The organism is Providencia sp. PROV130 (assembly GCF_028482225.1).
Lineage (GTDB): Bacteria > Pseudomonadota > Gammaproteobacteria > Enterobacterales > Enterobacteriaceae > Providencia > Providencia rettgeri.
On record NZ_JAMPQC010000023.1, the window covers coordinates 89,844 to 110,779 of the forward strand.

Sequence of the window (20,936 nt, forward strand, 5' to 3'; positions counted from 1 at the left end):
TGTTTTTAGATAACAGGTGAATAAAATACAGGGAAGTAACCTAGTTCAAGAACAATGAAAACTAGCCTACCAACAACAGGATAGCCTAACATGTGAGTAGCATATACCCCTCCCCCCATAAAAGGAGGAGGGATACGCAGCCCCGATAAAAAGATAAGCACCAAAAGCGTGTTAGCTATTATTCCAATGTCAAACTTTATTTTTTTCTAAAAAAACAATTAGCATACTTAACAAAATAAATAACATACCGATTATCATTGAAATTGTCATAGACTCATCTAAAAGATAGGATGAGATCATGACACTAATGATTGGTGAAATCAGAATTGAATATGATGAAAGTTTTGCACCACCATGTCCTATCATGTAATACCAAAGAACATAAACAACCACACCATTAGCCAGCCCCATGTAAATGATAGGGATATATACAACTATAAAAAATTCAAAATCTATATTAATCAATGTATTTACATCAACATTTAAAAAAGGAATCAATAAAACAAGAAAAATCAATGATATTATATTTTGGTAAAATACTTTTTCGGTTAGGCTTATTTTCAAGACAACCTTTTCAGATAAAATGGTTCCTAGAGCCCACACTAATGCACTTAATATAATTATTGCTTCACCAGTACCTATACCAACCGGTGATATAAATATAAAAACTCCACTAGTGCATAACAAAGATACAAATACTGAACGAATTTCAATGTGCTTATTCAGTATACCCAACAAAAATGTTGCTATTACTGGCATTGTATAAATAAGAACGGATGCTTTTACAGCTTCTGTGTGTTTTAACGCCAAGCCATTTAATATAGGTACTAAAAAAACATTTAAAAAACCAAGTGGAATACTTTTTACGAAATCTCGAACATTAAATCGGCATCGACAAAAAAAGATAAACGCAAAACACAAAAAAATGACTGAAATAATTAATGAATAAATTCTAAAAGCCCATACACCTACTTGCTCAATGGCTATTTTTGATATAGGGAATGCACTCCCCCATATTAATGATATTAAAGTGGCACAAAGAAGAATTTTAACTGCTTTCATTGTACCTCACAACTAATGCAATTCTTCCGTACTCTATATTAGATGTTATTGTAGAAACAAAATGAGGGATTTTTCTTCTTTTTGTATCAAAAATTAAAATATTTAAATATGTGGGTATGAATGTATCTAAAATTATTTTTTTATCCTGATCCAGTATCATTGTTAACCCGCCATAATTTGAATTCCATTCTTTCGTTAGATTAATCACGATACCTATGCCATCATCAGAGTCACAATGTGTAGTTAAAAAATCATCTTTATCAAACTTACTTAAATATATATTTGATATCATACTTATTTTACTTCCTGTTAATTCACTTAGAAAATTTTTAAATTTAATATCATTAACAACTGAAATTAAATCAAAAAGAATTACTTTCATATCATTGAAACATATTCTTTTAAATGAAAATGAAAAATCGCCATTATCTCTATCTTCAGATGCAATTGTTTTTTCATAATTAATACTATCTATGTTGGTATCAGAAAGATAGAAATCATTTACACCTCGCCGATTTTTTATAATGAAACTCCATTTATCTTCTTCAATACTATTAATTAAGCTTAGATTAATTTCAAATTCAGGGAAAAAATTTTTTATTGCAAAACTCGTATATCCATTACTCAAAAATGTTTTTTTATGCTTATTTATTCCCATTGAATAGGTTCTCCTCTATAAAGCTAAAGTCTCTAAGTGATATTTTAACTTTTCTTCCCTCCAGTGAGATAGCATCATACTTAGTGATAACTTTAATGACTTGGTCAACCACTAACCCTGACATTGCAGCTAGTGACGGCGAGCTTTGCCAAGCATTAACTTTTCTTACTCCATTTAAAAACTGTTGTTTCATTCTAGCTTCTTGGAACTCTCTTACTGTCGAGTCATTACTATAAAAGGCTTTTTTTATTTGATGTTTAACATCAAAGTATGTTCTTCCTATTTGATTATTTAAATAAATAGGGCCTATAGATATTTCATGAGGGTCACCACCAAGCTCAATGACAGGTATCGATTTATTAATAGCAACTTTATGTACTATTTCCTCAACGGTATTTTTTTTGTAGTAACCTAAACTTGCCCATGCTAGCAAAACCATATCAACATTATTAAGTAAATCATTAACTCTCTGTTCATTTGGCGTTAAAAACTCAAAATATTTTTCTATTTTAGTGTGTTTATTATGCCTATATATTCCGTTTTCAGCCGAGTCAACTTTACTTTTCCCAATATCATCCTCCGTATATAAGACTTGTCTATTTAGATTTGATAATTCGACAATATCACCATCAACAATTCTTAATGTTCCAACACCCGCTAATGCAAGTTGTAATGAACACCATGTTCCCCACCCACCCATTCCTAAAATTAGAACTCTACTTTTTTTTAAACGTTCTTGATACTTTATCGATGGTAAATTATCATTATCGACCAAAGAAAACTGTAGTAATTGACGATCGTATAGTTCAATCTCCCTAGAACTAAGTCTCGCTGATGAAATCATATTATCTTCAATTAAGCCACATGACATCATTTTTCTAATAAAATCGATTACTTCACTTTCATTAACATTTAAATTTTTATTTAGTAACTCCTTTATTATTCTCGGTAATGTATGTTCGCCATCTAATTTAGATAATACGACTTTAACCCATTCAGGAGGAGCCTTGATTATCTTAGCTTTACCAGGGATCTCACCGATACAAATATTTCCATTATCAGATTCAATAATATGATGGGAGCGTTTTATCATTGGCTTTGCTATAAAACTATACATATTTATCTCTCCTTTGATAATGCCGCATATTGCGGCATTAGTTTAATATCCACTCATCTAATACAATCTCTTCATCCTCATTATACATCGCAATTTCTTCACTAATTGAAGATATACGTTCGGTTAAGTCATGCAACATTATTTCATTTATCATATTTTCACCTTAAATAAATTTAATTTATATAAAAATGTTATCCGCATTGATAATGCTAGAATTAAAGAATATTAAATTAAGGTGGTCAATACCTATAGATAAAATAAAAAACAAAACCATATTAACAATAAATATATTGATAATGCATATTATTTTAATGCCTATATGTTAAATTTCATAAAAAAAACAACGTCTAAGTTTCCTTAAACGTTGTTTTTTTTATAGAATTTAATTATAAAAATGCTTTATATGGCAATTCAGGTTCATTTTTGAAAATATCACTAAAGCCACGGAAATGTTGATAATGCATGCGGTCTTTATCTGTTGGATAAGTATATTTCCCACCCACTTGCCAGAAGAACGGGGCAAATTTATATTGCAGGCGCTCTTTTTTCATATTCCACAACACTTCTATTTCACGCGGGTCATTTTGGAAGTTTGCCCAAATATCATGATGGAATGGAATAACCCGCTCACAATCTAATGACTCTGCTGCACGCAAAATATCCGATGAAGTCATTTTATCGGTCACACCACGTGGGTTTTCACCAAAAGAAAGCAGTGCGACATCAATATTGTAACGATTACCATGCGCCGCATAATAGTTTGAATAATGTGAATCGCCTGAATGATAAATAGAGCCGCCAGTTGTTTCTATCAGGTAGTTTACTGCACGAGAATCCATGCCATCTAAAATTTGCTTATCCGTGGAAGAAACGCCCTGTGGCAATGTCACCAATGCTGTGCGGTCAAATGAATCTAACACACGGATTTTCATATCCCCTACTTCAAGTACATCGCCAACTTTGGCGACTACACAGCGCTCTACTGGTACGCCCCACTTAATCCATAAATCCACACAGGCTTGAGGACCTATAAATTTAACGTGGTCGCCGCAATTTTGCATTACCGCCGCGGCCACATTGACATCAATATGGTCAGCATGGTCATGAGACGCTAAAATCGCATCAACTTCTTTAATGGCAAACGGGTCTAAAGGGAAAATCGCGGTTCGTAAGTTTGGTTGTAGCGCTTCCACCCCTCCCATACGCATCATTTGATGTTGCTTATTCATCAATGGGTTTTTCTGTGTTTTTTTCCCTGTTCCACACCAAAAATCGATACAAACATTGGTATTTCCTTCACTTTTTAACCAAATTCCTGTGCATCCTAGCCACCACATTGAAAAGGTATTAGGTTCAATAACCGTTTTTTCAATTTCTTCATTTAGCCACGTTCCCCACTCAGGAAACGTACTTAAAATCCAAGATTCACGTGTGATTTCATTTACTTTGCTCATAGTAATAATACCTTTTTCCAGAATTTTAGATGTAGGGAGCCTGATGCCTTAATCGAGAAATTAAGGCATGGCGGCAGAATTAGTTTAAGTTTTAAAAATTAGGTATACGGTGGAATTAAACCAGTATCACTCGCGTGCCCTGTGCAGCAATCGCTTTGATAACCTCAGAGTTAGCATTTCTTCCAGTGATAAGAACATCTATCTTATTAGCTGGGCAGAATAACATTCCGGTTCGATGACCCACTTTGGAACTGTCTACAACAACGACTAATTTATCAATTTGGTCAAGCATTTGCTGCTCTGCTACCGCAGTTAGCATGTCAGCTTTATATAAGCCGGCCTCCGTTAACCCTTTACCTGAAGTAAACATCCAGTTACCTGCATAACCCATTAACGTGTTCAAAGCCGGATTCAAAAAAATATTTTGTGCTTTGTTATACTGCCCGCCGATTAAAATGACGTCATCATGGTCTTGGTCTATCAAATAGCTCGCTAATGGAAAATAATTAGTCACAATTTGCACGTTTTTCCCGCACAATTGCTGCCCTAACATAAACGCGGTAGAACCACAGTTAATGACAGCACTTTCCCCTGGAAGACAAAGCGCTGCTGCTTTAATTGCGATTTCAGATTTTTCTTCATAGTGTTCAGTACTGTTGATGTTTAACGGTGTCCACTTACGCTTTTTATTTTCAATACGTTCAGCGCCATTACGGACTTTTCGCAATTTACCTTGCCCATCTAACTTTGAAATATCACGACGAGCTGTTGCAGGAGACACACTAAACTGTTCGGTAATATGAGAAACATTGATCACTCGATGTGTTTCCAATAACGACAATATTTCATTGTGTCTTTGCACTTCATTCATAATCATCGCCTTATTAGTTAATAATCATCCTGATGATGCATTATGATTCATAATGATTATTAGTGATTAGTTTTGATTCTATTTATCTCACTTACTATTGTCAACCTTTGCTCAGGTAAAAACACAATATTTGACATAAATAAATTTACACTATTGATATACAAGTATATTTTAAATTTTACGTGATCAGGTCGCCATTTATTTGTTTTTTTGCTGGTAAAAAAACGCACAAATGAGAACAATCAAAAAAGAGCAATTCGTGATTACATATGATCACATTTGATTTTTGCGAGACTGATTAATCGCTTTAAATGATTATATCGCAATAACACCAGATACGATCAATATGATTAATCTCTGACCCAGATAAATTACAAATACAATTTGATTAGAGGTAAAAATATGGATTTTTTATACGACGCTTTCTATATTTTTTACAGCCAAGTAATGACCAAAGCGCCTCTACTGCTAGGCTTAGTCACATTTATCGGTTACTGGTTGTTAAAGCGTGATGGCACCACAATCTTAAAAGGAACAATTAAAACGATTGTTGGATTTATGCTAGTGGGGGTTGGTGCCAGTACCTTAGTCTCAAGCTTCAAACCCGTTATTGAAAAAATGTCTGAATACCATGGACTTACAGGGTCAGTCATTGACCCATATACATCAATGATGGCGACGATGGAAACCATGGGTGATAACTATTCATGGGTAGGCTATACCGTGTTATTAGCTCTCGCAATTAATATTCTTTTAGTCCTTTTCCGCCGCGTCACGGGTATTCGTACCATTATGCTGACAGGGCATATTATGTTTCAACAAGCAGGCTTGATCGCTGTTTTCTATTTTGTTCTCGGATCAAGCATGTGGGAAACTATTTTGTATTCCGCAGTTTTAATGGCGCTATATTGGGGAATTTCTTCCAATATTATGTTTAAACCGACGCAAGAAGTGACGGGAGGTGCTGGGTTCTCTATTGGTCATCAGCAACAATTTGCTTCATGGATAGCAACCAAAGTTGCTCCTAAACTGGGCGATAAAAAAGACAGTGTAGATAATTTAAAACTGCCCAAATGGCTGCATATTTTTCACGACAGCATTTCCGCTACTGCCATTGTGATGACCTTATTCTTTGGCGTTATTTTGATTTCTTTTGGCATTCCCAACCTACAAACCATGGCAGGTACCACTCACTGGACCATTTATATTATTGAAACTGGTTTAAAATTTGCCGTAGCTATTCAAATCATTGTAACGGGTGTGCGCATGTTTGTTGCAGAGCTTTCTGAGGCCTTTAAAGGGATCTCCGAACGTGTCATTCCTAACGCCGTGCTCGCCATTGATTGTGCGGCTATCTATGCATTCTCACCTAATGCCATGGTATTTGGTTTTATGTGGGGGGCAATCGGCCAATTTGTGGCTGTGTTGGGTATGTTGGCGTTTAACTCACCAATTATGATTATTCCCGGTTTTATCCCGATGTTTTTCTCCAATGCCACTATTGGGATCTTTGCCAACCATTTTGGCGGCTGGAAAGCGGTGATGAAAGTCTGTTTTGCCATGGGGATCATTGAGATTTTAGGGTCTGCTTGGGCCATTGATCTTATCAATCGCCAGGGGACTGATTTCAGTGGTTGGATGGGAATGGCTGATTGGGCATTAGCTTTCCCTGTCATTATGCAGGGTTTGTCCTTCTCTAAAATGTTCTTTTTTGTCGTTGTCGCCCTCTCCCTTATCTATATGTATTTTGCTGCGAAGAAACTACGTGCTGAAGAAGATGCACAAAATCCAATTGAAAGAGAAATAGAAACCATTGAAGAAGCCGAAGCGGCATCTATTGAACATAGCGGTGCTAAGCCTGTACGCATATTAGCGGTTTGCGGCAATGGACAAGGCTCTTCCATGATGATGAAGATGAAAATTGGCCAGTATCTTGAGAAAAAAGGTATCCCGCACATCATGGATTCCTGCGCCGTATCTGACTATAAATCAAAATTAATCGCTACAGATATTATTGTTTCATCTAAACATTTAAGCTCAGAAATGGATCCCGGTGATGGTAAATTCATTCTTGGCGTACAAAATATGCTCAACCCCAACTCATTCGGTGATGAACTACTCGATATCATACATACCAATTTTATAGGTAATAAATAGCATCACTCATGGGTATAGATATCGCTCATAACGGTATCTATTCACTTAATGTAGAAAAATAGGAAGGCAATGATGGGATTTAAACAATCATTAATCGACAATAATTCGATACAACTACAGGCATCCGCTGACAACTGGCGTGATGCAATTAAGATAGGCACAGACTTGCTCATCGCTTCAGGTGCGATAAAACCTAGCTATCATGAAGCAATTATCAGCAGTATTGAAAAACTTGGACCTTATATTTGTATCGCACCTAGTTTAGCCCTTCCTCACGCTAGGCCTGAAGACGGGGTACTGAAAACCGCTTTTGCTTTAGTCACACTGGAAAAACCGATTGTTTTTGATGGCGAAGATGAGCCTGTTGACGTACTTATTACCTTGGCAGGAAGTTCATCCGATGAACATATGGAAGGTCTGATGGAAGTCACTCGTGTTCTCGATGATGAAGACAGTGAAACCGGCGTTGATCTTGAAAAACTACGCCGTTGCCGCACGATTGATGATGTTTATCAGGTTATTGATCAAGCATTATGCTAATTTAATGATAATAAAAGAGAATCATTAATTAGCGATAGAGGTAATCAACTATGTATAAAGTATTAGCGCTTGATTTGGATGGAACGGTTTTAACTCAAGAACATACAATCCACCCTGCAGTCAAACAAGCCATTAAACAAGCAGCAAAACAATGCCACGTCATGATAGTCACTGGCCGCCACCATACCGCTGCCCGTCCTTACTATGATGAACTCGGGCTAACTACGCCGATTATTTGTTGCAATGGTACTTATATCTATGATTACCAAAATGAAAAAGTCATCACGCACAATGCCCTTACCAAAGAAAATGCACTGACATTCATCGAATTAGCGCAGAACGATAAACTGAAAATGGTGATGTATATCACCGATGCCATGGTGTATTCAAAAATCGACCCTATCGATTACATGAGTGCAATGGAACAGTGGGCTAACGACCCAACCATGAGCCATCCGCCGAAAATTTATCGCATTGATTCATTTGAAGAACAAGTCCAGCAGGCTGACTATATTTGGAAGTTCGTCGTCGAAGGTGAACCGTCTACGTTAGAACGTTTCTTAAATTCCCCTTGGATTAAACAAACTTTTAATGCCGAAAAGTCATGGTCAAACCGTTTCGACTTTGCCGCAAAAGGCAATAACAAAGGAACGCGTTTAGCGGAATATCTTCACTCTCAGGGTTATGACTCAAAACAAGTTATTGCTGTTGGTGATAACCACAACGATATCTCCATGATTGAGCTAGCGGGTCTAGGAGTTGCAATGAAAAATGCTGATGACACAGTGAAATCACATGCGAATTCCGTCTGTGCTACAGATAATAACGGTGATGGCCTTGCACGTCTAATCCATGAAAATATTTTAGGACAATCACAATGACAAAGCCTTTGATCCAAATTGCTTTAGACCAAACCAACTTACCTGCCGCACTCGAAGTGGCTGACAATGTACACACTTTTGTCGACATTATCGAAGTGGGTACCATTTTAGCTTTCGCAGAAGGCATGAAAGCCGTTTCGACACTCCGTCAGAAATATCCAAACCATATTATTGTTTGTGATATGAAAACGACGGATGGTGGCGCCATTTTATCAAGAATGGCATTTGAAGCAGGAGCAGATTGGATCACGGTCTCTGCAGCTGCTCATATTGCGACTATTGCTGCCTGTAAAAAAGTTGCCGATGAGTTTGATCGTGAGATCCAAATTGAAATTTATGGTAATTGGACTTTTGAAGATGCCAAAAATTGGGTCGATTTAGGTATTTCCCAAGCGATTTACCACCGCTCCCGCGATGCTGAACTCGCCGGTATTGGCTGGACCATTGAAGATATCGAAAAAATGCGCAAACTGTCTGATTTAGGACTAGAGTTGTCCATTACTGGCGGTATCGTGCCGGAGGATATCCATTTATTTAACGGTATCAAGGCCAAAGCCTTTATTGCTGGCCGTGCATTAGTGGGCGAAAAAGGTAAAAAAACGGCAGAAGCATTACGTGAGCAAATCGACCGTTTTTGGGCCTAAACTACGCTAAATATGTTTCTAGTTAAGCCCTAAAATCAACAGAATATTTTAGGGCTTTTGATTTTATTCACTCTACAACGTTTAAAACCAGTAACTCATTAACATACTATTCTTTTTATACTTATCCCTTCGACAAAAAATCGTTCACAAGCTGAACGGGTTGCCAATCACTATTTATTCTTTCAAAATCAAGAGTCCCAACGCTGTTATATTCATCTTGTAACCGCATTTCAGCTAAAGTATTTACTAAATAATCAAGCTTTTGAGCTGTTGTATATTTTCGCGTACCGGGTAATGAATTATGATGGACAACAACTGGCGCTTGGTTATTTTTGCGTTGGATAAGCGTAACTTTATAGCCGGACTCTGAACTGTACACATGGCGGGCTATTTCATTTCGGTCATCAGGTTCTAAGATTTCTGGTGTTCTATTAAAGCTAATTAAGTGTATCGTGTCTTTATCACTATAGTGATTTATAATACTCTTCCCTACGAATTCCCCATTAACAATAAACGTATTCTCTCCTTTTTGGTCACTTAATTCCCCACTATGACCGTTAGCAATAAGCACATCATTTCCATCACCACCGGATAAATCGATATTTCCTTCTTCAGCATACAAAACATTATGGCCAGCATTATTGTGTACAACAGATACACTTCCTATATCCATCTTTGCTTTAAATACCCGTCCGTGTTTGCTTTTATCGACTACTTTATGTTGATTGCCAGTTAAACTCATAACTAACTGAAAAGGTTTTGAATCCTTCTTAATATTAATCTCTAGTGAAGATAAATCTCTTATTGAGTAATTTGTGTTTTCAAAAAAACCTTTAAATTCAAATATCGGCTGCCAAGGTATTAGTGGATACTCTCTTTCCCAGAATTTTTTTTGCTCAGCCAGGTACCTTACCATATGGCTCATACTTTCTTTGACATCGTTAGGAATATTATCAGGAAGTTTGTCATAATGGTGAATGTGATTTTTATTTATTTCGTTAGACGATATTATCTTTATTTTCACCTCACGTAATGTTGAAATTGATGTAAACACCTGATACTTTATTCCATTCTCTTCTACTTCTTTATATTCTTTATTAAAATACATTAAGTGGATATCATTAATACCATTGGTATCATTGATAATTGTTGTTCCAGTACCTTTGGAACCATCAACAATATAGTGGTCATTACCATGATTGCCATTTAAAATATCATCACCTAAATCCGAAAGTAATAAATCCCCTTGCATACCTCCATCTATAACATCATTCCCCGACCCACCATATAAAACATTCATCCCTTTATATGCTATAAGTTTATCATTACCATTACCGCCATTAGCTATCATTCCAAATTCACTATGATTATAAATGGAATCATCCCCACCTAATGCATCAACAATAGCCTCTAGATAGTCCCCTTTCCTTCTAAGGTTGAATTTATCCGATTGTTCAGTAAATAAACTGGTTATCTTTTTAGTTGCTATTTCATGCCCTTCGTTATTTAAATTAATCTTAATTAAATTATCATTTGCATCCTTAATATATATATGCTGAAATTCATTATTTTCATAGCCAACAAATTTTATATCCAGTTTTCTATCATCGAAAATATTAGTAACGTATATTGATTGACCATCTGTACGTAACTGGTCTTCATATTCATCAGGTAATTTTATAATAATACTGTTTTTACGGCCATCATTCCCTTTCATATTACCAAGGTCAATAACCAATTCCGAGGGCACAAGATCACTGTGTTTTAACTGGTAAATATCATTCCCCTTTGTAGCAATAATATAGCTATTCCTATTAACCATAACTAAATGGTCATTATGATCACTACCTGTATAAGTTAGGTTTTTAATATTTCCATTAAAATTGAAGTTACCCCATGCAGGAGAAAAATATCCATGATTATTAATGATTATATTTTGCTTTTCTTGATTGATTTTGACTTTATCACTTTCATCACTTCCCTTAAAATAATCATTATCTTGAAGATAGGTAATCTCATAGAATTTTTCCGAATTTTTTTTATCACTACTGTTATTTAAAATTGGATTTAAACAAAACCCATCATGTGTATAGAGCTGGTAATGATGTTTTAGTTTTTTTCCATTTAAAGTATCTTGATAAGCATTTTTTAATGTAATATTTAGTTCTAAAACATCTGAGATTTTATATGGCGATTTTGCCTTTATTGTTAATTCTAGGTCATTATCTATGCGTTTTACGTTAACTATTTCCTCTAAAGTATACCCTAAGTGAACATCACTCTTATCTTTTGTGTTCTCAACGATTCTTGCATTTAATTTAGTTATACTTCTATTTTTAACATTCTTCCATTGATAACGGCGTAAATAATAATTATCATCACCATCTCCACCTCTCGCAACACCCGCCCTAAAAATAAGGTGATCATTCCCACCATATCCATTAATAGACGCTTTCATTTCCCCCGCATCTAATACATTATTGTTTTTATTCCCTTTTATAAATAAATTGGATTTTATCTCCCCTGAAAAAAGTACATTATTAGTATATTCCAATTTGATTTCATGCCCTTTACCTTCACCTAAATCAAGGTTTTTCTTCATTAAATTAATGTATACATCTCCTTTATCACGATAATTTAAACCTACGATTGTCTTGTTTGAATGAATAGCTTCCTTTAATTTATTTATAGCATTCATATTAATACTCGTTAAATTTTATTTGAATGTAAATGACTAATCCATTAATTAAATTAGCCGTATTTAGCATTCAATAATTTAACATTTAATTTATTTTTTAATTAAAAAGTTAATCTGATATATCAAGAGATTCATTCATAAAACCAATTTAAAATTAATTAATATTTAAATAATAAAAAAGCACGCTATCGTTTTAGTTTTATACCTAACGATAGCGTGCTTGCATTCAATTTAGCTCAGCGGCTAATTTATTAAAATACTCATTAATCTAATTGTTTACGTGCATTACGGAAAATACGCATCCATGGGCTGTCTTCCCCCCAATTCTCTGGGTGCCATGAATTACTTACCGTACGGAAAACACGCTCAGGATGAGGCATCATAATCGTTGCACGGCCGTCTTTCGATGTCACAGAAGTAATACCATTAACTGACCCATTCGGGTTAGCTGGATATTGCTCAGTCACTTGACCATAGTTATTCACGAAACGCATCGCCACCAACCCGTAATCTTCCAGTTGCTGTAAATGTGCAGCTGCACGTGTTTCCACTTGTCCTTCACCATGAGAAACGGCAATAGGCATACGAGAGCCTGCCATATCTTGCAGTAATAACGATGGGCTATTCGCAATTTCAACTAAGCTAAAGCGCGCTTCAAAACGCTCTGAACGGTTACGCACAAAGCGAGGCCAGAATTCTGCGCCTGGGATCAGATCATGTAAGTTCGACATCATCTGGCAACCATTACACACCCCAAGAGATAAGGTGTCTGGGCGGTTAAAGAACGCAGCAAATTCATCACGAACTTTATTATTGAATAAAATAGATTTTGCCCAACCTTCACCCGCACCTAATACGTCCCCATAAGAGAAACCACCACAAGCCACCAATGTTTGGAATTGTTCCAAAGACAAGTTACCTGCAAGTAAATCACTCATGTGCACATCAACCGCATCAAAACCAGCACGGTCAAAAGCAGCGGCCATTTCCACATGCGAGTTCACGCCTTGTTCGCGTAAAACAGCCACTTTAGGGCGCACGCCGGATAATATAAACGGCGCTGCGATGTCTTCTTCAATGTCATACGTCAGTTTCACATTCAAACCAGGGTCTTGGTTATCTTGTTTCATGGTGTGTTCTTCATCTGCACACACTTCGTTATCACGCAGGCGTTGCATTTGCCAAGTGGTCTCAGCCCACCATTGACGCAATAAACTACGTGATTCACGATATACAACCGTATCTCGACTATTAATAATCACGGCGTCATCATGTATTGCAGAACCTAAATAATGAACGCAACCTGCAAGCCCCGCTTGTTCGAAACATTCTGCTACATGCGCCCTATCGGCTTCATTAATTTGAATGACTGCCCCTAACTCTTCGTTAAATAACGCTGCAAGTGTGTCTTCATCAAAAGAGCTGATATCAACATTAATACCGCAATGACCCGCAAAAGCCATTTCCACTAAAGTGACGAATAAACCACCATCTGAACGGTCATGGTAGGCTAGAAGTTTTTGCTCTGATAACAACTTCTGAATAGTATTAAAGAAACCTAACAGCTGCTCCGAACTACGTACATCCGGTGCTTTGTTGCCTAATTGGCGATAAACTTGTGCAAGTGCAGAACCACCCAGCGCATTATTGCCCTGCCCAAGGTCAATTAATAACAAGGCATTATCATTAGTTACTTTTAATTCAGGTGTCACTGTTAAGCGAACATCTTCAACACGGCCAAATGCACTAATCACCAAAGAAAGTGGCGAGGTCATTTCGCGTTCTTCGCCATCTTGCTGCCAACGCGTTTTCATTGACATGGAGTCTTTACCAACTGGGATAGTTAAACCTAATGCAGGACACAGTTCTTCTCCTACCGCTTTAACCGCTTCATATAGACCCGCATCTTCACCAGGGTGCCCCGCCGCTGCCATCCAGTTAGCCGACAATTTAACGCGTTTTAAATCTTGCACATAAGAACATGCGATATTAGTTAATGCTTCCCCCACTGCCATTCGTGCTGATGCAGCAAAGTCCACTAATGCCACCGGTGTTCTTTCACCAATTGACATGGATTCCCCATAGTAGCTATCTAAGCTAGCGGTAGTGACCGCGCAGTCAGCAACAGGAATTTGCCATGGGCCAACCATTTGATCACGTGCAACCATACCTGTAACGGTGCGGTCACCAATGGTAATTAAGAATGTTTTTTCAGCAACTGCAGGTAAATGTAGAACACGTTTAACCGCTTCATTTAAATTGATCGCTGTTCTATCTAATGAATCAGGCTCTGCCTTTAATGTTGTTACATCACGCAGCATTTTTGGTGTTTTACCTAGTAAAACATCCAGAGGCATATCAATAGGTTGGTTAGCAAAATGTTCATCATTCAATATTAAATGACGCTCTTCAGTGGCTTCCCCGATCACGGCAAACGGTGCACGTTCACGTTCACAAATCGCCGTAAAGACAGGAAGCTGTTCAGGTGAAACCGCCATCACATAACGTTCTTGTGACTCATTACACCAAACCTCCAGAGGGCTCATTCCCGGCTCATCATTCAGTATTTTACGTAACTCAAAACGTCCACCACGGCCTCCATCACTCACCAATTCTGGCATTGCGTTCGATAAACCCCCCGCACCCACATCGTGGATAAATAAGATAGGGTTATCATCACCAAGCTGCCAGCAACTATCGATCACTTCTTGGCAACGGCGTTCCATCTCTGCGTTATCACGTTGTACCGAAGCAAAATCGAGATCTGCGTCTGATTGACCAGATGCCATTGATGACGCGGCTCCACCACCTAGCCCGATATTCATCGAAGGGCCACCCAGTACAATGAGTTTGGCACCGACCGTAATTTCACCTTTTTGCACGTGGTCCGCACGAATGTTTCCTATGCCGCCTGCTAACATAATCGGTTTATGATAGCCGCGAAGCTCTTCACCATTGTGGCTATTGACCTTTTCTTCATAGGTACGGAAATAGCCTAATAACGCAGGGCGACCAAATTCATTATTAAATGCTGCACCGCCTAATGGCCCTTCCATCATAATATCCAAAGCCGTCACAATGCGCTCTGGTTTACCAAAATCTTCTTCCCAAGGCTGTTCAAAACCAGGAATGCGTAAGTTAGAAACAGAAAAACCGACTAAACCGGCTTTTGGCTTCGCGCCGCGCCCTGTTGCGCCTTCATCACGAATTTCACCGCCAGAGCCTGTTGCTGCTCCTGGCCAAGGTGAAATCGCTGTTGGATGGTTATGAGTTTCCACCTTCATTAAGATATGAGCATCTTCTTGGTGGTAGCGGTATGTACGTCCTTGAGGTTCAGGAAAAAAGCGGCCAACAGACGAACCTTCCATAACTGCAGCATTATCTTTATAAGCAGATAAAACATAGTCAGGTGTTTTTTCAAACGTATTTTTAATCATTTTAAACAGTGATTTAGGTTGTTCTTCACCATCAATCACCCAGTCTGCATTAAAGATTTTGTGGCGGCAATGTTCAGAGTTCGCTTGCGCAAACATATAGAGCTCAACATCCGTTGGATTACGTTTTAACCCCGTAAACGCCTCTAACAGGTAATCAATTTCGTCATCAGCCAACGCTAGGCCCATTTCCCTGTTTGCTGTTTCCAATGCAAGTCGACCACCCGTAATCACATCAATAGATTTCATTGGTGCCGGCTGTTGCTGCACAAACAGTGCGCTCGCTTGTTCAAAAGAAGAGAAAATGCTTTCCATCATGCGATCATGCAAAATGGCGATCACTTCATGCCACTGTTCTTGGGTCAATGCATCACCTTGAACATAATAAGCAATACCACGTTCAATACGCTTTACTTGGCCAAGGCCACAGTTATGTGCAATATCGGTGGCTTTTGAAGACCACGGAGAGATAGTTCCTGGACGAGGAGTGACTAAAATAAGCTTACCAAATGGGTCATGCTCAGCCAGAGAAGGACCATACTTTAACAAACTGCTCAGTTTGCCTTGCTCACTATCACTCAACGGCGCTGATAATTCAGCAAAGTGCATATATTCAGCATAGATATCCGTGACAGGAAGCTGTTTTTCTACAAACAGCGCCAAAAGGCGGGTAATACGAAATGCTGATAGAGCAGGTGAACCACGCAAAATTTCCATCGTCTTAATTTCTCTCTTTTAAACGCCAGCCCTGAACATGAAAGCAGGGAAACCGGAACACATTATAAAGCAATGTTCATCAATACGAAACCGTTTGCGTGATTAAAAATGAAGCGATTAGTTAAATATTATTCTGTGCTAAATACGATAATATAGGTTGCACCGTTCCTAAATGTTGAGCAAAATAGCCGACTACTGGAATTATAACCATTACTTAGCCATACTCTTTTATGGACATACAGCACCAGTCAATGCACGAGAAACTATTATTTGAATAACTTAAAAGTTAACTATTTAATTATCGTGGTCATCGCGCTACTAGCAACTATGGTCATCGGTTTTAACGTCCGATGGCCCAATACGCAGAATTCACAAATTAATAAAATTATTTCTCAAGGTGAATTACGTATTAGTGCCGTTAGCTCGCCACTTATCTATATTGATGAGCAAAAACAGCTGCGTGGGTTCGACTACGAGCTAGCTCAAGGCTTTGCCTCATACTTAGGAGTTAAACTCAAGATAACCATTCGCCCAACATTCGAGCAAATATTTGATGACCTTGAAAATGGCGATGCCGATATCGCGGTTGCGGGTTTACTGTATAACAAAGACCGTTTAGCTAAAACGAAAACAGGTCCAAGTTATCTCAATGTCACTCAACAACTCATCTATCGCAAAGGAACAAATCGCCCCAAAAACTTCAATGAAATAAATGGTAAATTATTGGTGACGGCGGGTACGGCGCATGCAAGTACCTTGAAAGAGCTCGCTAAAGAATACCCAAACCTAAAATGGGAAGAAACCTCAAAATACAATACTAATCAAATCCTTGAAATGGTTGCCGATGGTGAGGTTGACTACACATTAGAAGACTCTATTGCAGTTGCACTACAGCAACGTATTCACCCGCAATTAGCGGTTGCTTTTGATTTATTGGATGATCATGCTGTTACTTGGTACATGCGTCGTAGTAAAGAAAACAGTTTAGATGCTGCGTTGCTTGATTTCTTCAACATTAGCCATGAAAGCGAATTACTTGCACGTCTTAATGAAAAATATTTCAGCCATGTAGAGTCTTTCGATTATTTCGACACAATGGCATTTATTAAAGCCATTGATAATAAACTCCCCGAGTATCAACCTCTATTTGAAAAATATGCTCAGGTAATTGACTGGAAATTATTAGCGGCTATTGCATGGCAAGAGTCCCATTGGGATCCTTTAGCGACCTCGCCTACAGGGGTACGCGGGCTAATGATGCTAACAAAGCCAACCGCAACAACAATGGGTATTGTGGATAGGTTAGACCCGGAAGAAAGCATAAAGGGCGGCGCCGCTTATATTGCTTATATAATGGAGCGTTTACCTGAAACCATCGAAGAGGATGACCGTATCTGGTTTGCCCTTTCCGCCTATAATATGGGCTATGGGCATATGCAGGATGTCCGTAAATTAACTGAAATGTTAGGCGGAGACCCTAACCGGTGGTTAGATGTAAAAGCCCGTTTACCTTTATTGACGCAGAAAAAATATTACTCACAACTCACTTATGGTTATGCACGTGGCCACGAAGCTTATCGTTATGTTGAGAATATTCGTCGTTATCATCAAAGTTTAGTGGGTTACTTACAAAGCCAAGAAAGAAAGCAGCATGCACTTGATATCGCACAAAAGTCACTTATTTATTTGATTTCTCCTGAGAACCATACCACAACTGAATCTCAAGCAATGCAAAATCAGTCCCCTATTCCTGACAAAGTTAGTGTAACCAACCTAGGGAAAATGAGTTCTGCGGCGCAGCCATCTAAAACTCTTGATGAAAAAAGGCTGCCACTAGGAAAATATTTACTTTCATTACACCCATCACAAAATACCGATGAGGCCGATGATGAAACACCTATCTCGCCACCAGAAGCACCTGAAAACCCGCTATAAATCATACTGAAATGAAATAAATGCGCTAAATTTTACTGTGTTAGCGCTTTTGTTCTTTTTTTTGCGCTCTACGCAATTTAAAAAAAGCACTCAGCATTGAAGAACATTGATCTTCTAGAACACCACCAGTCACATCCACATAATGATTTAGCCCTGCTTGCCCCATAATATCTAGGTAGGAACCACAAGCGCCAGTTTTAAAATCCTTAGCACCATAAACGACACGATTAATACGGCTGTGGATCATTGCGCCTGCACACATAATGCAAGGCTCTAATGTTACATATAATGTGGTATCCAATAGCCGATAATTTGACAACACTTGCCCTGCTTGTTGCAGAGCCATAATTTCAGCATGTGCTGTTGGATTATGGTCAATAATAGAACGATTCCAGCCTGAAGCAATTAAACGATTGTCTTTAACTAAGACCGCGCCAACAGGAATTTCGCCGAGATCTTGCGCTTTTAGCGCAAGTTCAATGGCTTGTTGCATCCAATATTCATCAATTTCTATTTGCGTCACTCTTACCTCTGGTCAATGCGTTTTACACGGGATTATCCTCAAATGTCAGAATGACCGCAATTAAAATGCTTTTATCTCTGTAATAGCAACCTAATTTTAATTGCTAAAAATCGCTAATTTAGCTGCAAACCCCATAAAGAAGGCGCCTACCGTACAATTTCCAAGCTTTGCAAGGAGTTGTTTTTCACGCAAAAAACGCGCAATCAAATAGCCACTAAAAATCAATAAGCTCAGGTATAAAAAACTCACTAATTCTAAAATCGTCGCAAGTACAAGGTAAGGTACCCATGCATGTGAGTAATTAAAGTCAACAAATTGTATAAAGAAAGAAATATAAAATAAAATTGCTTTCGGGTTTGTTAAGCTCAGCACTAGGGCACGAGTAAAGTGTTTTTCTGTTTTAATTGGGATAGCGTCAATGCCGTCTGGTTTCGATTTTTTACGCATAAATGTGCTATATAAAATCTTACCGCCTAAATATAGTAGATAAGCCGCACCTAAATAGCGAACTATCATAAATAATGTTGGAGATGCTTTAATCACTGAAGCGACACCGATAAATGACAGGAAAATTAATATTGCATCTCCAGTAAATACCCCTAGAGCAGCTCGGTAACCAAACCGAGTGCCACTCGATGTACTTGTTTTTAATACATATAATGAGTTAGGTCCTGGTACAATAATGATTAAAACTAACCCTGCCAAATAAGTCCAGAAGTTAAGGACACCAAGATTTTCGAACATATTTTTGACCCTTTATCTTTTTTATTATTTTTATCATAACTTTCACTCTTTGTGAATATTTATTCAATTAATTAGATATATGAAATGAACTAATAATAAAGATTATTTTAAATCAAACTTATTTATTTATGATTACTAGGCAATCACATTGTTATTCATTATTAACAACAAAAGGAATAAATATATGCTTATTATTAGAACCTTAGTACAAAATGGTGCATTCGAAGATTTCTATCCAACAACGATGACTTTTAGTGCCGCTAAACGTAATTACTTTTTAGGTCACTCAAAAGATAAAACTTACGTTGTATATTCTATGGCAGATAATGGTAAAGTTGACCCGAATGCACCAGTACAAAAAGGGAAACTAAAATCCTACCTTAGTAATATTCAAGCATTCTATGATTCTGCAAAAAATAAACAGTACTTATATGGATATAATTTAAATGAAAAAATTGTCGAATTGTACCAAATAGATGATAAAGCAGGTATACAACCGATCTATATTGATAACTTCAACGTTGGAGATACAATTCAATCAGCAACGCTTTATGTCGCTAATGGTCTTATTCATATATATAGCCAAGCAGAAAAAGATAAAAACTGGAAAATCCATAGCTATTCAATAGAGGAATAATAACACCGAATTATATTTAGGTTAAAATTTAAAATGGATAAGGGTCTGATTAAAAGGCCCTTATTGATATAAACAATCATATTTCACCATAAAAACCGAAAAATAACGGATTATTTACTAGTGGATAAACAGTACAATTAACATTCAAATTTTAGCTAAAAAAATCACTTTCAATATATTTTTAAATAAAAATCTTTCCATTAAAAATATATTCCAGATTTTATTGAGAATAAAACCCACAGTCAAAGAACAATAAAAATCCTTTAATAATATCAAACGGTTCATTTTCATAGATTTAACTACACAACTTCTTTTGCAAATTTCTATTTTTTCATAGAAAAATAACCATTCTGCATAAAAATAAACTTAAATAAAGCTTACATTTAAACAATATAAAAAATAAGTATTGTAATTTAGTATTACTTTTTCAAGCTTTTCAATGTAAAATGGTTGCATAAAAACACAAGAATCGAATAGAAGTAACGAATAGGTGCAAGGTATAAGTTACTATTTTTTAACTTAGCAGAGTATAAGTCACTGATATGTCTTTATTAATTACAAAACGCTGTATCAATTGCGATATGTGTGAACCTGAATGCCCAAATGATGCCATTTTTATGGGTAACGAAATTTATGAGATTGACTCAAACCTATGCACTGAATGTGTAGGGCACTATGATAAGCCTACCTGCCAATCAGTATGTCCCATAAACAATACTATCATTATTGATCCCAATCATATCGAAAGCCAAGAGCAACTATGGGATAAATTTGTCATGATTCACCACGCAGACAAAATTTAAATTTCTAATATTATGTTAAGAATTCGTCATTATGAAAAGATATGACACAATGATCTTTAGC

At 37.2% G+C, this 20,936-nt stretch carries 17 protein-coding genes; 7 read left to right on the forward strand and 10 right to left on the reverse strand.

Annotated features, from left to right (window positions below; genetic code table 11):
- Positions 1 to 189: 189 nt before the first annotated feature.
- The 6 genes from PSF28_RS16115 to ulaR all read right to left on the reverse strand — a co-directional run bounded on the left by PSF28_RS16115 (position 190) and on the right by ulaR (position 5,162).
- Complete coding sequence (locus PSF28_RS16115; protein WP_210840084.1) at positions 190 to 1,062, reverse strand: DMT family transporter; 873 nt, start codon at positions 1,060 to 1,062, stop codon at positions 190 to 192.
- Entirely contained in the window at positions 1,049 to 1,720 is a 672-nt protein-coding gene (locus PSF28_RS16120) for a 2OG-Fe(II) oxygenase family protein (RefSeq protein ID WP_272685338.1), read from the reverse strand. Before PSF28_RS16120 ends, PSF28_RS16115 begins: the two co-directional genes overlap by 14 nt.
- Positions 1,707 to 2,837 (reverse strand): ThiF family adenylyltransferase, encoded by a 1,131-nt coding sequence (locus tag PSF28_RS16125; RefSeq protein ID WP_210840085.1) that lies wholly within the window; start codon positions 2,835 to 2,837, stop codon positions 1,707 to 1,709. The genes PSF28_RS16120 and PSF28_RS16125 overlap by 14 nt, the downstream gene beginning before the upstream one ends.
- A 37-nt stretch (positions 2,838 to 2,874) precedes the next feature.
- The gene (locus PSF28_RS16130; protein ID WP_272685339.1) at positions 2,875 to 2,991 is read right to left on the reverse strand and encodes a pantocin A family RiPP; all 117 of its coding nucleotides are present in this window, start codon (positions 2,989 to 2,991) and stop codon (positions 2,875 to 2,877) included.
- Positions 2,992 to 3,223: 232 nt separating this feature from the next.
- On the reverse strand, positions 3,224 to 4,291 hold the full coding sequence (gene ulaG / locus PSF28_RS16135; protein ID WP_210840087.1) for an L-ascorbate 6-phosphate lactonase: 1,068 nt from the start codon (positions 4,289 to 4,291) through the stop codon (positions 3,224 to 3,226).
- 115 nt (positions 4,292 to 4,406) lie between these two features.
- The gene (gene ulaR, locus PSF28_RS16140) at positions 4,407 to 5,162 is read right to left on the reverse strand and encodes an HTH-type transcriptional regulator UlaR (RefSeq protein ID WP_210840088.1); all 756 of its coding nucleotides are present in this window, start codon (positions 5,160 to 5,162) and stop codon (positions 4,407 to 4,409) included.
- 402 nt (positions 5,163 to 5,564) lie between these two features.
- Here ulaR and PSF28_RS16145 point away from each other — a divergent pair, with 402 nt between their 5' ends.
- From PSF28_RS16145 to PSF28_RS16160, 4 genes are all read left to right on the forward strand, one after another.
- Positions 5,565 to 7,319: a PTS ascorbate-specific subunit IIBC gene (locus tag PSF28_RS16145; protein WP_272685340.1), complete on the forward strand. Its 1,755-nt coding sequence runs from the start codon at positions 5,565 to 5,567 to the stop codon at positions 7,317 to 7,319.
- 72 nt (positions 7,320 to 7,391) lie between these two features.
- Positions 7,392 to 7,859 (forward strand): PTS sugar transporter subunit IIA, encoded by a 468-nt coding sequence (locus tag PSF28_RS16150; RefSeq protein WP_210840092.1) that lies wholly within the window; start codon positions 7,392 to 7,394, stop codon positions 7,857 to 7,859.
- A gap of 50 nt (positions 7,860 to 7,909) precedes the next feature.
- A complete protein-coding gene (locus tag PSF28_RS16155) occupies positions 7,910 to 8,740 on the forward strand; it encodes a Cof-type HAD-IIB family hydrolase (protein ID WP_210840090.1) in 831 nt (276 codons plus the stop codon).
- The gene (locus PSF28_RS16160) at positions 8,737 to 9,384 is read left to right on the forward strand and encodes a 3-keto-L-gulonate-6-phosphate decarboxylase UlaD (RefSeq protein ID WP_210840091.1); all 648 of its coding nucleotides are present in this window, start codon (positions 8,737 to 8,739) and stop codon (positions 9,382 to 9,384) included. Before PSF28_RS16155 ends, PSF28_RS16160 begins: the two co-directional genes overlap by 4 nt.
- Positions 9,385 to 9,505: 121 nt before the next feature.
- On the opposite strand, the gene PSF28_RS16165 is transcribed toward PSF28_RS16160, so the two are convergent.
- Positions 9,506 to 12,082, reverse strand: a complete 2,577-nt coding sequence (locus PSF28_RS16165; RefSeq protein WP_272685341.1) for a calcium-binding protein — start codon at positions 12,080 to 12,082, stop codon at positions 9,506 to 9,508.
- A 263-nt stretch (positions 12,083 to 12,345) separates the two neighbouring features.
- Positions 12,346 to 16,233, reverse strand: a complete 3,888-nt coding sequence (gene purL / locus PSF28_RS16170) for a phosphoribosylformylglycinamidine synthase (RefSeq protein ID WP_272685342.1) — start codon at positions 16,231 to 16,233, stop codon at positions 12,346 to 12,348.
- A gap of 270 nt (positions 16,234 to 16,503) precedes the next feature.
- Here purL and mltF point away from each other — a divergent pair, with 270 nt between their 5' ends.
- Positions 16,504 to 18,168, forward strand: a complete 1,665-nt coding sequence (gene mltF, locus PSF28_RS16175) for a membrane-bound lytic murein transglycosylase MltF (RefSeq protein WP_272685343.1) — start codon at positions 16,504 to 16,506, stop codon at positions 18,166 to 18,168.
- Positions 18,169 to 18,208: 40 nt separating this feature from the next.
- On the opposite strand, the gene tadA is transcribed toward mltF, so the two are convergent.
- Entirely contained in the window at positions 18,209 to 18,691 is a 483-nt protein-coding gene (tadA, locus tag PSF28_RS16180) for a tRNA adenosine(34) deaminase TadA (RefSeq protein ID WP_210840213.1), read from the reverse strand.
- Between the two features lie 96 nt (positions 18,692 to 18,787).
- Positions 18,788 to 19,435, reverse strand: a complete 648-nt coding sequence (gene leuE, locus PSF28_RS16185) for a leucine efflux protein LeuE (protein WP_210840212.1) — start codon at positions 19,433 to 19,435, stop codon at positions 18,788 to 18,790.
- A gap of 184 nt (positions 19,436 to 19,619) precedes the next feature.
- Here leuE and PSF28_RS16190 point away from each other — a divergent pair, with 184 nt between their 5' ends.
- Entirely contained in the window at positions 19,620 to 20,072 is a 453-nt protein-coding gene (locus tag PSF28_RS16190) for an XRE family transcriptional regulator (RefSeq protein WP_272685344.1), read from the forward strand.
- A 542-nt stretch (positions 20,073 to 20,614) separates the two neighbouring features.
- Positions 20,615 to 20,875: a YfhL family 4Fe-4S dicluster ferredoxin gene (locus PSF28_RS16195; RefSeq protein WP_210840545.1), complete on the forward strand. Its 261-nt coding sequence runs from the start codon at positions 20,615 to 20,617 to the stop codon at positions 20,873 to 20,875.
- The last annotated feature ends 61 nt before the right edge of the window (positions 20,876 to 20,936 follow it).

Coding starts and splice junctions, on each gene's coding strand:
- leuE (WP_210840212.1), bottom strand. CDS start 19,435: ATGTTCGAAAATCTTGGTGTCCTTAACTTCTGGACTTATTTGGCAGGG.
- PSF28_RS16190 (WP_272685344.1), top strand. CDS start 19,620: ATGCTTATTATTAGAACCTTAGTACAAAATGGTGCATTCGAAGATTTC.
- PSF28_RS16115 (WP_210840084.1), bottom strand. CDS start 1,062: ATGAAAGCAGTTAAAATTCTTCTTTGTGCCACTTTAATATCATTAATA.
- purL (WP_272685342.1), bottom strand. CDS start 16,233: ATGGAAATTTTGCGTGGTTCACCTGCTCTATCAGCATTTCGTATTACC.
- ulaR (WP_210840088.1), bottom strand. CDS start 5,162: ATGAATGAAGTGCAAAGACACAATGAAATATTGTCGTTATTGGAAACA.
- PSF28_RS16195 (WP_210840545.1), top strand. CDS start 20,615: ATGTCTTTATTAATTACAAAACGCTGTATCAATTGCGATATGTGTGAA.
- PSF28_RS16125 (WP_210840085.1), bottom strand. CDS start 2,837: ATGTATAGTTTTATAGCAAAGCCAATGATAAAACGCTCCCATCATATT.
- PSF28_RS16130 (WP_272685339.1), bottom strand. CDS start 2,991: ATGATAAATGAAATAATGTTGCATGACTTAACCGAACGTATATCTTCA.
- PSF28_RS16155 (WP_210840090.1), top strand. CDS start 7,910: ATGTATAAAGTATTAGCGCTTGATTTGGATGGAACGGTTTTAACTCAA.
- PSF28_RS16160 (WP_210840091.1), top strand. CDS start 8,737: ATGACAAAGCCTTTGATCCAAATTGCTTTAGACCAAACCAACTTACCT.
- ulaG (WP_210840087.1), bottom strand. CDS start 4,291: ATGAGCAAAGTAAATGAAATCACACGTGAATCTTGGATTTTAAGTACG.
- PSF28_RS16120 (WP_272685338.1), bottom strand. CDS start 1,720: ATGGGAATAAATAAGCATAAAAAAACATTTTTGAGTAATGGATATACG.
- PSF28_RS16150 (WP_210840092.1), top strand. CDS start 7,392: ATGGGATTTAAACAATCATTAATCGACAATAATTCGATACAACTACAG.
- PSF28_RS16145 (WP_272685340.1), top strand. CDS start 5,565: ATGGATTTTTTATACGACGCTTTCTATATTTTTTACAGCCAAGTAATG.
- PSF28_RS16165 (WP_272685341.1), bottom strand. CDS start 12,082: ATGAATGCTATAAATAAATTAAAGGAAGCTATTCATTCAAACAAGACA.